The sequence below is a fragment of the Phycicoccus flavus genome (assembly GCF_004025965.2).
In the GTDB taxonomy this organism is placed as follows: domain Bacteria; phylum Actinomycetota; class Actinomycetes; order Actinomycetales; family Dermatophilaceae; genus Phycicoccus; species Phycicoccus flavus.
In genome coordinates, this window is sequence record NZ_SAYU02000091.1 from 1 (window position 1) to 13,230 (window position 13,230).

Annotated in this window: 12 protein-coding genes; 4 read left to right on the forward strand and 8 right to left on the reverse strand. The window is 74.4% G+C overall.

Going from position 1 to position 13,230, the window contains the following annotated elements; all coding sequences use genetic code 11:
* Positions 1-239: 239 nt before the first annotated feature.
* Both EPD83_RS18440 and EPD83_RS18445 read left to right on the forward strand, forming a co-directional pair.
* Entirely contained in the window at positions 240-1,211 is a 972-nt protein-coding gene (locus tag EPD83_RS18440; RefSeq protein ID WP_128366772.1) for a hypothetical protein, read from the forward strand.
* Between the two features lie 53 nt (positions 1,212-1,264).
* Entirely contained in the window at positions 1,265-1,942 is a 678-nt protein-coding gene (locus EPD83_RS18445; protein ID WP_164896776.1) for a TetR/AcrR family transcriptional regulator, read from the forward strand.
* Here EPD83_RS18445 and EPD83_RS18450 read toward each other — a convergent pair.
* From EPD83_RS18450 to EPD83_RS18465, 4 genes are all read right to left on the reverse strand, one after another.
* On the reverse strand, positions 1,891-3,879 hold the full coding sequence (locus tag EPD83_RS18450) for a hydantoinase B/oxoprolinase family protein (RefSeq protein ID WP_165566981.1): 1,989 nt from the start codon (positions 3,877-3,879) through the stop codon (positions 1,891-1,893). The genes EPD83_RS18445 and EPD83_RS18450 overlap by 52 nt on opposite strands.
* Complete coding sequence (locus EPD83_RS18455; RefSeq protein ID WP_128366128.1) at positions 3,876-6,014, reverse strand: hydantoinase/oxoprolinase family protein; 2,139 nt, start codon at positions 6,012-6,014, stop codon at positions 3,876-3,878. The genes EPD83_RS18450 and EPD83_RS18455 overlap by 4 nt, the downstream gene beginning before the upstream one ends.
* 252 nt (positions 6,015-6,266) lie before the next feature.
* Positions 6,267-7,805 carry a flotillin family protein gene (locus EPD83_RS18460; protein ID WP_128366127.1) on the reverse strand — a complete coding sequence of 513 codons (1,539 nt, stop codon included), beginning with the start codon at positions 7,803-7,805 and terminating at the stop codon, positions 6,267-6,269.
* Between the two features lie 99 nt (positions 7,806-7,904).
* On the reverse strand, positions 7,905-8,402 hold the full coding sequence (locus EPD83_RS18465; protein WP_128366126.1) for a hypothetical protein: 498 nt from the start codon (positions 8,400-8,402) through the stop codon (positions 7,905-7,907).
* Between the two features lie 189 nt (positions 8,403-8,591).
* Between EPD83_RS18465 and EPD83_RS18470 the strand changes: the two genes are divergently transcribed.
* Positions 8,592-9,659, forward strand: coding sequence for a HoxN/HupN/NixA family nickel/cobalt transporter (locus tag EPD83_RS18470; protein WP_205859608.1), 1,068 nt, complete (start codon positions 8,592-8,594; stop codon positions 9,657-9,659).
* A 45-nt stretch (positions 9,660-9,704) separates the two neighbouring features.
* Entirely contained in the window at positions 9,705-10,097 is a 393-nt protein-coding gene (locus tag EPD83_RS18475; protein ID WP_128366125.1) for a hypothetical protein, read from the forward strand.
* 25 nt (positions 10,098-10,122) lie between these two features.
* Here EPD83_RS18475 and EPD83_RS18480 read toward each other — a convergent pair whose 3' ends face one another.
* From EPD83_RS18480 to EPD83_RS20920, 4 genes are all read right to left on the reverse strand, one after another.
* A complete protein-coding gene (locus EPD83_RS18480; protein WP_128366124.1) occupies positions 10,123-11,022 on the reverse strand; it encodes a carbon-nitrogen hydrolase family protein in 900 nt (299 codons plus the stop codon).
* A complete protein-coding gene (locus tag EPD83_RS18485; protein WP_128366123.1) occupies positions 11,022-11,702 on the reverse strand; it encodes an SRPBCC family protein in 681 nt (226 codons plus the stop codon). The genes EPD83_RS18480 and EPD83_RS18485 overlap by 1 nt, the downstream gene beginning before the upstream one ends.
* Positions 11,699-12,238, reverse strand: coding sequence for a molybdopterin cofactor-binding domain-containing protein (locus tag EPD83_RS20915; protein ID WP_407676040.1), 540 nt, complete (start codon positions 12,236-12,238; stop codon positions 11,699-11,701). The genes EPD83_RS18485 and EPD83_RS20915 overlap by 4 nt, the downstream gene beginning before the upstream one ends.
* The coding region (locus EPD83_RS20920; RefSeq protein ID WP_407676041.1) for a molybdopterin cofactor-binding domain-containing protein at positions 12,130-13,230 on the reverse strand (1,101 nt) is incomplete at its 5' end. The genes EPD83_RS20915 and EPD83_RS20920, both read right to left, overlap by 109 nt.

Consider the following 13,230-nt stretch of genomic DNA (forward strand, 5'->3'; position numbering starts at 1 on the left):
GCGGACCCGCGAGGGCGCGGGAGAGGTCGACGACGGTGATGCCGTCCAGCGGTCCGGGCACGGGCGTGCTCCTGTCGGCGGGCTCGGGATGGTCGCGGTCAACCTAGCCGCTGCCGCCCCGTGCCCCCACCGGCGACCGGGGCCGGTGGGCGGTCCGCCGACCTGGCAGGTTCTGCCAGCCGTCCGCCCCGGTCGATGACAGTTGAGCAGGTGCTCAAGATTGAGCGTATGCTCAAACCATGAGCCAGCACGACGGCCCCGGACCGACCGCGGACGGCCCCGCGCCACGACGCGACCGCCCTCACGACGAGGCCGGCCCGCCGGACGAGGCGGCGGACGGGCGCACGAACCGCGACGGACACGAGGGACGCGGGGGCGGCCGGACCGCGCTCGTGCTCGTCCTCGTCGTGCTCGTGGCCCTCACGGGAGCGGGGCTCGTCGTCGGCACCGGCCGGGCCGACTCCTCCCTGCTCTTCGTCGGCGTCCCGTGCCTGCTCGCCGCCGGGGTCGGGCTGCCCCGCGTCCGCGGCGGCTGGGGGACCCTGGTCCAGCTCACGACCTTCGTGCTGCTCCTCGTCGCGGCGCTGCTGCAGGAGGCCGCGGTGTGCGTGCTCATCGCCTCCCCGCTCGTCTACGGCGTCGCGGCCCTCGCCTACGGGCTCTCCCGGCTGGGCCGGCGGGACGGGCGGATGCTGGCCGGGGTCCCGGTGCTGCTCCTGGTCTCCCTCGAGGGCATCGTCCCCGGGGCCCGCGTCGACCCCGAGCAGACCGCCACCGCGCAGCGCGTCGTCGCGCCCCGCTGCGCGCAGTTCGAGGCCGCGCTCGAACGGGGTCCGCGGATCGACCCGGAGGCCGACCGCGGCCGGCTGCTCCACGTCCTCCGGTACCCGACCCCGACCCGGGCCGGCGGCGAGGGGCTGCGGCCCGGTGACACCCAGGTCCTCGTGCTCGCCGGGGGCGAGGTGCACTCGCACGTCGAGTCGCGCACGGCGTCCTCGCTGCGGGTGGTCGTCGACAGCGACTCCAGCCGGCTGACCCGGTGGGTGACGGTGCGCTCCGGGACGCTCACCTGGACCCAGGAGGACGACGGGTGCCGCGCCCGGCTCGACGTCGCCTTCGAGCGGCACCTGGACCCGGCGCTGTACTTCGGACCGGTGTCCGGGGTCTTCATGGACGCCGGCGCCGCGGCCTGGCTCGCCGCGCTGGACTAGCCGTGGCGCCCACCGCCGGGGCGCACCCGACGCCGGTGCGTACCGTGTCCCCCGTGAGCCGCACCACCCCGCAGGACCTCATGGACGCCGCCGTCCGGCTCACCGCCCGGACCGGCGCCCGCGGCCTCACCGCCCGGGCCATCGGCGCCGAGGCCGGCGTCAACCAGGCGCTCATCTTCTACCACTTCGACGGCGTCGACGGACTGCTGCGCCAGGCGTACGCGCGGGCCACCCGGGCCATGGTCGACGACTACGCCGAGGCCCTCGCGGCGGCCTCGACCTTCGAGGACCTGTACGCCGTCGGGACCCGGCTGGGCGAGCGCTCCCGCGCCGACGGCAGCGCCGTGCTCCTCACGCACGTCATGGCCGCCGCCCACCACGACGAGCAGATGGCCGCCGCCCTCGCCGACTCGCTCGGGGTGTGGCGCGAGGTCGTCACGGCCGCGGTGCGCCGGGTGGTCGTGCGGCACGGGCTCGAGGGGGTGCTCGACGCCGACGCCCTCGCCGGATCCCTCGCCGCGTCGACCATCGGCATGGTCGCCGTCGACGCGCTGCCGGGTGCCCCCCTCGGGTCGACGATGACGGCCATCGGTCCGCTGCCGCGGGTCGTGGACACGATCGCCTCCCGGTTCCCGCGCGCGCTGGCGCGCCGCCTCACCCGGTCGGGCCGGGGCCCCGCTCAGAGCCAGTCGACGTCGGCGGCGACCGCGCCCCCGGACAGCCGGGCGTAGCCGGGGCCGCGGTCGAAGAACGGCTGCTCGCCGCGAGCCGCCCGCAGCTCGGAGCGCAGCGCGTCCGACGCGTCGGCGTCGAGCACGGGGTCGTCCGTGCTGCCGGACGCGACGACGCCGTAGTCGGCCCGGGCGCCCTCGAACGACACCTTGCCCCACCGCAGGTCGCGCTCGACCTCGTCGTACGGCCGCTCCAGCGGGTCGCCCCACCCGCCGCCCCCGGTCGTCCGGATGCGGATGACCTGCCCGGCGCGGACCGGCTCGGCGTCGGCGAGGGCGTCGACGACACGCTCCTCCGGTCCGCCGAGGTCGACGGTGACCTCGAAGGGCCGTCCGGCCCTGCCGCCCTTGACGCCCCAGCAGGCGAGGATCGAGCGGTCCGCGATGGACATGAAGTGCGCGTCCTCGAGCATCCGCATGTGCTTCTCGTACCCGAGCCCGCCCCGGTGCCGTCCGGCCCCGCCGGAGTCGACGGCCAGGCCGAGCCGCTCGACCCGGAACGGGAAGCGGGACTCGGTGAACTCGGTCGGCAGGTTGCGGCTGTCCGGGACGACGTGGATCGTGTCCTCGCCGTCGGCGTAGTACCGCCCGCCCGACCCGCCGCCGAGCACCTCGCGCATGAGGTAGTCCTCGCCGTGGGCGTCCTTCCCGTAGACCCCGGTGTAGCGGATCGTCTCCTGGTCGGCGGGCATCCGGCCGTCGACGGCCTTGGCGACGACGCCGGCGAGCACGCCGAGCAGCCGCAGGATGACGAAGGTGCGCGCGTTGGTCGGCGCCGGGTACACCGGCGTGAGCAGCGTGCCCTTCTCCGGGAAGCGCATCTCGATGAGCGGCACCACGCCCTCGTTGACGTCGAGCTCTGCCATCCGCTCCGGGGAGTCGGCGAGGTTGCGCAGGACCGGGGCGAGCCACTTCTTGAGGAAGTTGCCGCCGACGTAGTCGCCGCAGTGGTTGATCGGTCCCCGGGCCTGCGGGCCGGTGCCGGTGAAGTCGATGACCAGCCGCGGTCCGCCGTCGCCCGGGCCGGGGCCGCCGGTGGAGGCCTTGGTGAGGGTGATCCGCTGGGCGTGCAGCGTGGGCTCGTCGACGCCGTCGTGCTCGGCGTAGTCCTCCCAGACGTACGTCCCGTCCGGGATCCGGTCGAGGATCTCGCGCCGGTAGGTCTCGGTCGTCGCGTCGAGGATGGCGTCGAACGCGGTCTCGACCGCCTCCCGGCCGTACCGGGCGAAGAGCTCGCCGAGGCGCCGGGCGCCCATGAGGCAGGCCGAGCACTCGGCGTCGAGGTCGGCGGCCAGGCTGTCGGGCATCCGGGAGTTGCGGGTCATGATCCGCAGCGCCGCCCGGTTCGGGGTGCCGGCGTCCCACAGCTTGATGGGCGGGACCGACAGCCCCTCCTCGAAGACGGTGCGGGCGTCGCTCGGCATCGACCCGGGCACGGCGCCGCCGATGTCGTCGTGGTGGCCGAAGGCCTGGACGAACGCGACGACCTCGCCGTCGTGGAACACCGGCACGGTGACGCACAGGTCGGGCAGGTGCCCGATGCCGCCCTCGGACTCGTAGACGTCGTTGTGGAAGTACACGTCCCCCTCGCGCATCTGGGCCACGGGGAAGTCGCGCACGACCGGGTGCACGAGCGCCGAGTACGACCGCCCGGTGAGCTTGCGCAGCTGCCGGTCGTGGATGCCGGCGCGGAAGTCGTGGGCGTCGCGGATCATCGGCGAGCGCGAGGTGCGGGCGATCGCCGTCTCGACCTCCATCTCCACCGAGGCCAGGGTGCCCTGGACGATCTCGACGAGCACCGGGTCGGCGGTCGTCCCGGCGTCGGTGAGCCGTCCGCCGTGCTCGTACGCGGTCGGCAGGCCGGCCGGGTTCACCGGGGCGCTCGCGAGGTAGCCCTCCGGGTCGGTGAACGGGTCGGGGACGGGCGTCGCGGTCATCGGGCTCCCTCGGTCGGGGCGGCGGCCCGGGTGACGACGAGGTTGCCGGCGTCGTCGACCCGGACGGCGAAGCCGGGGTGGACCGGCACGGTGGAGCCGAACTCCTCGACCACCGCCGGGCCGGGGAAGGTGTCGCCGGCCCGCAGGTCGGGCCGCCAGAGCACGGGGGTGTCGACGTGGCCGTCGGCCGCGTCGAAGCAGACCGCGCGGGTCCCGCGCTGCCCCGGGAGGTCGCCGGGCGCGACGGGGGAGGCGGCGTCCCGGGGCTCCAGCGTCTGCGGCTCGGGGCGGCTGATGGGGCCGACGCCGGTGACCCGCAGGTTGACCCACTCGACCTGCTGGCCGGGGTCGTCGCGGAAGTCGTAGCCGTACAGCCGGCGGTGCTCGTCGTGGAAGCGGCCCGCGACCTCGGCCGCCCAGGCGGCGTCCGGGCTGCCGGCGGAGGCGGGGACGCGCACCTCGTAGGCCTGGCCGAAGTAGCGCAGGTCGACGGTGCGGACGAACTCGTGCCGGTCGGCGGGGAAGCCCTCGGCACCCAGGGCCGCGGCCGCCCTGGCCGTGAGGGCGTCGAGCACGGCGGCGACCTGCGCGGTGTCGAGGCCGTCGTGCCGGGCGACGAGGGTCTGCACGTAGTCGTTGCGGACGTCGACCGTGAGCAGCCCGAAGGCGCTGAGGTTGCCGGGGTTGACCGGCACGAGGACGCCGGCCAGGCCGAGGACGTCGACGAGGCGGCAGGCCAGCAGGGACCCGCTGCCGCCGAAGGTCACGAGGACGAAGTCGCGCACGTCGAGCCCGCGCTTGACCGAGACCTGGCGCAGGGCGTTGGCCTGGTTCCAGGCCGAGATCTCCAGGACGCCGGCGGCGCAGCGCTCGAGGTCCAGGCCCAGGGTGCCCGCGAGCCGCTCCAGGCCGGCGCGGGCGGCGTCGACGTCGAGCGGGATCTCCCCGCCGAGCAGGTGCGGCGGGATGCGGCCGAGGACGACGTGGGCGTCGGTGACCGTGGGGTCGGTGCCGCCGCGGCCGTAGCAGAGCGGCCCGGGGTCGGCGCCGGCCGAGTGCGGGCCGACCTTGAGCAGCCCCTCCGGCGAGACCCAGGCGACCGAGCCGCCGCCGGCGCCGACGGTGACGACGTCGATCATCGGGATCTTGCTCGGGTAGGCCCCGACCGAGCCCTCCGTCGTCAGGGTGGGCTCACCGTCCAGGACGACGGAGACGTCGGTGGACGTGCCGCCGCCGTCGCAGGTGAGCACCTTGGGGAAGCCGGCCCGGCCCGCGACGAGGGCCGCGCCGAGCGCGCCGGCGGCGGGCCCGGACAGCACGGTGGTGATGGGCTGGCGGGTGACCTCGTCGGCCGACAGCACCCCGCCGTTGGACTTCATCACGTAGAAGCCGCGGGTCGGCCCGTCGCCGTCGTCGCTCCACAGGGCGTCGAGCCGCTCGTGGATGTTCGCGACGTAGCGGCTGACGTTGGGCTTGACGGCGGCGTCGACGAGGGTCGTCATTGCCCGCTCGTACTCGCGGTACTCGCGCAGCACCTCGCTGCTGATCGACACGACGGCCTCGGGGTGCTCGCGGCGCAGCACCTCGCGCATGGCGAGCTCGTGGGAGTCGTCGGCGTAGGCGTGGAGGAAGCAGACGCCGATGGTCGTGATGCCGCGCTCGCGGAAGAAGCGGGCCGCGGCGACCGCGTCGTCCTCGTCGAAGGGGCGGACCTCGGCCCCCGTGGCGTCGAGCCGGCCGCGCACCGTGCGCACGGCGTCGGCCGGGACGATGCGCGGGGGCTTCACCCAGAAGTAGCTGTTGCCGTAGCCGTCCGGCACGGCCTGCCGGGCGATCTCGAGCATGAACTCGTAGCCCTCGGTGGTGACGAAGCCGAGGCGCTCGACCTTGCCCTCGAGGAGCTTGTTCGTCGCCACCGTCGTCCCGTGGCACACCGCGGTGAGGTCGCGGCCGGAGGCCCCCATGACGTCGAGGATCTTCTCGATGCCGGCGATGAAGCCGTCGGCCGGGTTGGCCGGCGTGCTCGGCGTCTTCGTCGTGACGACCGCCCCGGAGTCCTCGTCGACGGCGACGACGTCGGTGAACGTCCCGCCGGTGTCGATGCCGACCCGGATGCGTCGTGCTCCCTCCGCCATGCGCACGATCCAACCCGCCGCCCCCGGCCGCCCGCGTTGGCAGATGCTGCCGACGGATCGGTCGATCCGGTCGAATGCTCGACAAGGACGAAGGCGCCGGCCCCGGACGGCCCATCCGGACCCCGCGGGTCTCCGAACACCTGACAGGACCGGAGGCGCACGCTGGCTGCGCCGACCTCCGGCCTGGCGATGGCAGAGGGCCCGCCGCACCGAGTCCGGGATGGTGCGGCGGGCCCTCGACCGTGCCGGGGGTCAGGTCGTCGTGACCGACCCGCCCGGGGACGCGGGCTCCGTCGCCGCCGACTCCTGCCCGGCGGTGTAGCGCTGGAGCAGGGTCTGGAGGTCGACACCGGTCGTGTCCCGGAGCATCGTCATCGTCTGGGTGAGGTTGTCGGTCACCTGCTTCGGCAGCGCGGCCGCGCCGTCGGTGGAGATGACCGTGAGCTTGTCGATGGCCGCCATCGGCGCGGCGACCTCGCGCGCCACCTGCGGCAGCACCTCGACGAGCATCTGGAGCACGGCGGCCTCGTTGTAGCGGGCGAAGGCGTCGGCGCGCTTGTTCATCGCCTCGGCCTCGGCCTGCCCGGTGGCGAGGATGGCGGCGGCCTGCGCCTCACCCTCGGCCCGGGTCGCCTCGGCCTGGGCGACACGCAGCGACTTGTCGGCCTCACCGCGGCGCTGGCCCTCGACGGCCTCGGCGTCGGCCAGCGCGGACCGGCGGGCCTTCTCGGCCTCACCGGTGAGACGCGCCTGCTCGGCGTCGGCCTGGGCCGCCGCGATCGAGGCGGCCTTGCGGGCCTCGGCCTGGGCGATGGCGGCGTTGCGCGCGCCCTCGGCCTCCTGCTCGACCCGGTAGCGCTCGGCGTCGGCCGGCTTGCGGACCTCGGTGTCGAGCTGCCGCTCCTTGAGCGCGGCCTGCCGGACGGCGACCTTCTCCTGCTCGGTGAGGATGGCCTGGTCCCGGTCGGCCTGGGCCAGCGGGCCGGCCGCGGACGCCTGCGCGGACGCGGCGTCGGTCTCGGCCTTGATCTCGGACTGCTTGAGCGCGAGCTGGCGCTGGCTGACCGCGATCTCCTGCTCGGCGGCGATCCGCGCCTGCTCGGCGGCCTGGCGGGCGTTGGCCTCGGCGATGGCGGCGATCTGGCCGACCTTGGCCGACTCCGGGCGCCCGAGGTCGGCGAGGTAGGAGCCGTCGTCGGTGATGTCCTGGATCTGGAAGGTGTCGAGCACGAGGCCCTGCCCGGTGAGCGAGGACTCCGACTCGTCGGCCACCCGCTGGGCGAACGCGGCCCGGTCGCGGATGATCTGCTCGACGGTGAGGGAGCCGACGATCGAGCGCAGCGAGCCGGCGAGCGTCTCCTGGGTGAAGGTCTCGATCTCCTCCTGCTGGGTGAGGAAGCGCTGGGCGGCGGCCCGGATCGAGTCCTCGTTGCCGCCGACCTTGACGATGGCGACGCCGTCGAGGTTGAGCTTGACGCCCTGCCCCGAGACCGCGCCGCGGATCTGGACCATGATGCGGCGGCTCGAGAGGTCGAGGATGTGCAGCCGCTGGACGAACGGGACGACAAACGCGCCGCCGCCCATGACGACCTTCTGGCCGGAGAGGTCGGTGGAGATCTCGCCGGTCTCGGGGTTCTTGACCTGCTTGTTGCCCTTGCGGCCGGTGACGATGAACGCCTCGTTGGGACCGGCGACCCGGTAGCGCGAGGCGATGATCAGTCCGGTGAGGACGACGAGCAGGACGAGACCGAGGACGGCGACGAGCCCGACCGGGACTTCGAACCCGAGCATGGGTGCCTGACCTTTCGGGGTGCGCGGGGCACCCGTGTCGTTGGTGACGTGATGGACGTGGCGGACGGACCCCCGGTTCCGTCCGGCGTGCGGGAGCGGTCAGGACTCCTGGCGGGAGACCATGACCGAGGTGGGGCTGAGGACGGCGGTGACGACGACCGCGGTGCCGCTGCGCAGCGGCTCGTCGGCGCGGGCGTTGAGGCGGGTGATGTGGCCGGAGGCGACGACGCTGACCATGCCGTAGCCGTCGTCGGGGACGGGCTCGACGACGGTGCCGCGCAGGCCGACGAGCCCGGAGGAGCGGACCGTGGCCTCGTCGCCGCCCTGCATGAGGCGGCTGCTCGCGTACCCGGCGCCGGCCCCGGCGGCGACGCCCGCGACCACCCCGGCGAGGACGGCCACGCCGCCGGACGCGCCGGCGTTCATCGTCAGCGCGCCGACGAAGCCGAAGGCGGCGAGGAACCCGGCGATGGCGAGACCGGAGAACGCGTCGGGCCCGACGCTGTCGAGGAGGCCGTCGACGACGTCGCCGAGGACGAGGGAGACCAGGAGGAGGGCGATGCCGACCCCGCCGATGACGAGCAGCGTGACCTGCATGTGCGTCCTTCCCTCCCCGGTGCGTCGCCGGCGCCTCCTGCTCCGGGCACCGTCCCGGCGAGGGTAGCCGCTCCGGCACTCCCGCGTCCCGGGTCGCCGGAACCGGGTGGCGGGGGCGGCCCCCGGCCGGACGGAGAGGTCGGGGAACTGACCTCGTTGTTGCAAGTCGAGTGCAATAGGGTGACGAGCATGTCGACCACCACCGCGCGCTGGACGTCCGCCGAGCGACGGACCCTGGCCTGGATGGCCGCGGTCGTCCTCGTGCTCAACGTCGTCGGCTGGGGGGTGCTGCTGCTCGTCGTGGCGCCGGCCGGCTACGAGCTCGGCGGGGCCGGGGTGTTCGGGGTGGGCCTCGGGGTCACCGCGTTCCTCCTCGGGGCCCGGCACGCCATCGACGCCGACCACATCGCCGTCATCGACAACACGACCCGCAAGCTCGTCGGGGAGGGCAAGAAGGCCCTGGACACCGGGTTCTGGTTCGCGCTCGGGCACTCCAGCGTCGTCTTCGGCCTGGCCTTCCTCATCGCGCTCGGGGTGCGCTCGCTCGCCGGCCAGGTCCAGGACGAGGACTCGGCGCTGCAGGGCTCGCTCGGGCTCGTCGGCACGGCCGCCGCCGGGGTCTTCCTCGTCCTCCTCGGCCTGATGAACCTCAGCGCGCTGTTCGGGATCGTCCACGCCTACCGGCACTGGAAGGCCGGTAGCTTCGACGAGGACGCGCTCGAGCACCACCTGCACCAGCGGGGGCTGCTCGCGCGGCTCTTCGACCGGGCCGTGCGCCGGGTCGACTCCCCGCGGCACGTCTACCCCGTCGGGCTGCTCATGGGGCTCGGCTTCGACACCGCCACCCAGGTCGCGCTGCTCGTCCTCGCCGGGGGGAGCGCCGCCTACGCCCTGCCCTGGTACGCGGTGCTCGTCCTGCCCGTCCTGTTCGCCGGCGGCATGCTCCTCTTCGACAGCCTCGACGGCGTCGTCATGTCGCACGCCTACCGGTGGGCCTTCGTCGACCCGGGCCGCAAGATCCTCTACAACGGCACGGTGACGCTCCTCTCGGTGCTCGTCGCCCTCGTCATCGGCGGACTGCTGCTGCTCCAGCTGGCCGACGAGTACCTCGGGGTGCCGGGGCTCGGCTGGGTCGGCTCGGTCGACCTCGAGTACGCCGGCTTCGGGCTCGTCGCGGTCTTCGCGATCGTCTGGGCGGGCGCGTTCGCGACCTTCCGGCTGCGGGGCCGGCGCACGGCCACGCCGCACCCGTCCTGATCGGGGTGATGGCGGCCGTGCGGCCACGGCTGTCACCATGACGGCGTGGTCGACGGCACCGGGGGAGCACGCGTGGTCCGGGCCGCCCTCGCCCGCGGGCTGCTGCTCACCGCCGTCCTCGCGGGTCTCACCGGCTGCGGCGAGCCGGAGCACTGCGACGAGGGCGCGGTGGCGGCCGTCCGCACGCTCGGGACGCCGGACGGGGTGACGCTCGACCTGCGTCCCAGCGAGGGCATCGGCTGCACCGACACCGTGCCGGTCCCCGACCCCCGGGCCGTCCTGGACTACTACGCGGAGGCGATGACCCGCGCCGGCTGGCACGTCGAGCGCACCGAGGACGGCGTCGTCGGCACCACCGCCGGCGCGGGCCTGACCGTCGGCGCGCTGGAGGGCGACGACGTCGGCTTCTACGTCAGCGGGCCGGACGACCTGCCCTGACGACGTCGCGGCACCGGCCGCGGGGTCAGGCGTGCGGGAAGGTCGTCTTCGCCGGGGCCTCGAGGTCCTCGCGGTGGTTGCGGATGAGGTCGAGGTTGCGGTCGCGCAGGTGGTCGAAGCCCTGCCCGACGTTCGAGCCCGGGGTCAGCGAGGCGAGCGCCTCGGCCGGGTCGAGACGGGCCGACACCCAGCCCTCGTGGGTCGCGGCCTTGGCGACGATGTGCCCCACCGGCGTGACGACGTGGCTGTTGCCGAAGTAGAGGACGCCCGCCGGGTCGGTGCCGGTGGCGTTGGCCCCGACGACGTAGACGTGGTTGTCGTACGCGCGGGCCCGGGAGGTGAGCTCCCAGACGTCCGCCGAGCGCAGCAGCGCCGACGGCCGCACGATGACCTCCGCCCCGCGCACCGCCTCGATGCGCGCGAGCTCGGGGTAGTCGCCGTCGAAGCAGATGATCATCCCGATGCGGCCGAGCTCGGTGTCGACGACGGTGGCGGTGTCGCCGGGCGTGACCCAGCCGCCGCCGTCGACCGACTCCGAGCAGAACGGGTGCGTCTTGCGGTAGACCCCGACGACCTCGCCGCGCGGGTCGACGAGCACGGCGGCGTTGTAGACGACGTCCGGCGTCGGCCCCCGCTCGTAGGTGCCGAGGACGAGGTGGACGCCGAGCTCGGCGGCGACGTCGGCCAGGCGCCGGGTGACCGGGCCGGGGACCTCGGAGACGAGCTCCCAGAGCTCCTCGGTCGGGCAGCCGGGGGTGAAGCCCGTGGTGCAGGACTCGGGCAGGACGACGAGCTCGGCGCCGGTCGCCTCGACGCAGCGGCGGACCATGTCGACGCAGTGGGTGATGTTCGCCGTGACCGAGTCGGCGGTCAGCGGCCCCGGTGTCGGGGCCACCTGCACGGCGGCGGCGGTGAACGCGCGCATCAGCTGCCTCCCAGCTTCCGGCCGAGCGCGACGCCGGCGAGCGCGAGCAGCCCGCCGAGGAGGACGCCGGCGGCGAAGCCCGCACCCGAGTCCAGGTGGACGCTGGCGTCGGCGCTCGCCGTCGCCCGGCGTCGTCCACGGTAGACCTCCGGCTCGCCGGCCGGGACCGGGCCGCCCGGGCTCGCGCCCCCCGCGCCTCCCGCCGCCGGGGCACCGGCCGCGGCGACGTCCTGCGCGCCGTCGCCGGCGATGTCGGCGTCCAGGGCCCCGAAGAACTGCCCGGCCATCTTCTTCGTCACCCCGGCGAGCATCCGCTGCCCGACCCCGCCGATGGTCCCGCCCACCGTCGCGTCGGCGTCGTAGGCGAGCTCGGTGCCGCCGCCCTCCGCCGGGGAGAGGCGCACCCGGACGTCGGCGTCGATGGTGCCCGGCGCGCCGGCGCCGCTGGCGTGCAGCGTCAGCGACGACGGCCGGTCCATGTCGGTGAGGGCGACCTCCCCGGTGTACGTGCCCTTGATGGCCGCGACGCCGGCGGTCACCGTCATCGCGTACCGGTCCTCGCCCACGGTCCGCAGCGAGGAGCAGCCGGGGATGCAGCGGGCCAGCACGGCGGGGTCGAGGATGGCGTTCCACACCTGCTCGGGGCCGGCGTCCAGGGCCGAGGTCCCGGTGATCTTCATGACGTGCCTTCCTGGGCGGGGACGGGGTCGGCGGCGTGCGTGCGGCGCAGCTCCCAGAGCTCGGCGGGCGAGATGGGCATGGACCGGATCGGGAAGCCCTCGGCGTCCTCGAGGGCCGAGGCGATGACGGCCGACACCGGGATGCACCCGGCCTCGCCGGCGCCCTTGATGCCGAGCGGGTTGAGCGGCGACGGGGTCTCGAGGTGGTCGGTCTCGATGTGCGGGACCTCCGAGGCGTAGGGCATGAGGAAGTCCATGAACGAGGCGTTGAGCAGCTGGCCGGCCTCGTCGTAGACCATCCGCTCGTACAGCGCCCCGCCGACGCCCTGGGCGACGCCGCCGTGGACCTGCCCCTCGACGATCATCGGGTTGACCATCGTCCCGCAGTCGTGGACGACGCAGTAGCGCAGGATGCGGATCTCGGCGGTCACCGGGTCGGTCTCGACGACGGCGGCGTGCATGCCGTTGGCGAAGGTGGCCTGGGTGGGGGAGTAGAAGTCCTGGCCCTCCAGGCCCGGCTCCTCGTCGTCGGCCACCGGCGGCTTGTCCGGGTCGAAGGTGCCGGCGAACTGGGTGGCCGCCTGCGCGGAGGCGTCGAAGGCGTAGCGCAGCGGGTTGGACAGGACGGCCACCGTCTTGAGGTCGATCGAGACCCCGGCGCGCCGCGGACGGAGATGAGGCCGTCCTCGATGTCGAGGTCGTCGGGGGAGACCTCGAGGGCGTCGGCGGCGATCCGCAGCGCCTTGGCCCGCACGACCCGGGCGGCGAGCGCCACGGCGTTGCCGGACATCACCGCACCGCGGGAGGCGAAGGTGCCGACGGCGTAGGCCATCCGGCGGGTGTCGCCGGTGGTCACGTGGACGTCGTCCAGCGGCACCCCGAGCTCGTCGGCGACGATCTGCGCGAGCACCGTCTGGTGCCCCTGGCCCTGGGTGGTGAGGCCCGTCGCGACGTTGACGCGTCCGCTGGTCTCGACCTGGACGTGCCCGCCCTCGTAGGGCCCGACCCCGGTGCCCTCGACGTAGCAGCCGATGCCGATGCCGACCCGGCGGCCCTCGGCCGCCGCCTGCTCGCGGTGGGCGGCGAAGTCGTCCCAGCCGACGAGGGCCTTGAGCTTCTCGAGCGAGGCCGGGAAGTCGCCGGAGTCGTACTTCAGCGGCCGCCCGTCCTGGAACATCAGGCCGTGGTCGTAGGGCATCTCGTCCGGCTGGATGAAGTTGCGGCTGCGGACCTCGGCCCGGTCCAGGCCGAGGTGGGCGGCGATGGCGTCCATCGTCCGCTCCATCGCGTAGCAGCCCTGCGGCCGGCCGGCGCCGCGGTAGGGCGTGACGAGGACGGTGTTGGTGTAGAGGGACCAGAACTCCACCCGGTAGGCGCCCGGCTTGTACGGCCCGAGCAGCTGGGTGGCGGTGATGATCGGGACGATGATCCCGTACGGGGTGTAGGCGCCGTTGTCGTGCCAGAACCGCACGTCGAGGGCGAGCAGCCGGCCGTCGTCGTCGAACCCGACGGTGACCTCCTGGAGCTG

What these genes read in the sequence shown, in the direction of transcription:
- EPD83_RS18440 (WP_128366772.1), top strand. Translation starts at nt 240, where the DNA reads ATGAGCCAGCACGACGGCCCCGGACCGACCGCGGACGGCCCCGCGCCA.
- EPD83_RS18450 (WP_165566981.1), bottom strand. Translation starts at nt 3,879, where the DNA reads ATGACCGCGACGCCCGTCCCCGACCCGTTCACCGACCCGGAGGGCTAC.
- EPD83_RS18455 (WP_128366128.1), bottom strand. Translation starts at nt 6,014, where the DNA reads ATGGCGGAGGGAGCACGACGCATCCGGGTCGGCATCGACACCGGCGGG.
- EPD83_RS18460 (WP_128366127.1), bottom strand. Translation starts at nt 7,805, where the DNA reads ATGCTCGGGTTCGAAGTCCCGGTCGGGCTCGTCGCCGTCCTCGGTCTC.
- EPD83_RS18465 (WP_128366126.1), bottom strand. Translation starts at nt 8,402, where the DNA reads ATGCAGGTCACGCTGCTCGTCATCGGCGGGGTCGGCATCGCCCTCCTC.
- EPD83_RS18470 (WP_205859608.1), top strand. Translation starts at nt 8,592, where the DNA reads ATGTCGACCACCACCGCGCGCTGGACGTCCGCCGAGCGACGGACCCTG.
- EPD83_RS18480 (WP_128366124.1), bottom strand. Translation starts at nt 11,022, where the DNA reads ATGCGCGCGTTCACCGCCGCCGCCGTGCAGGTGGCCCCGACACCGGGG.
- EPD83_RS18485 (WP_128366123.1), bottom strand. Translation starts at nt 11,702, where the DNA reads ATGAAGATCACCGGGACCTCGGCCCTGGACGCCGGCCCCGAGCAGGTG.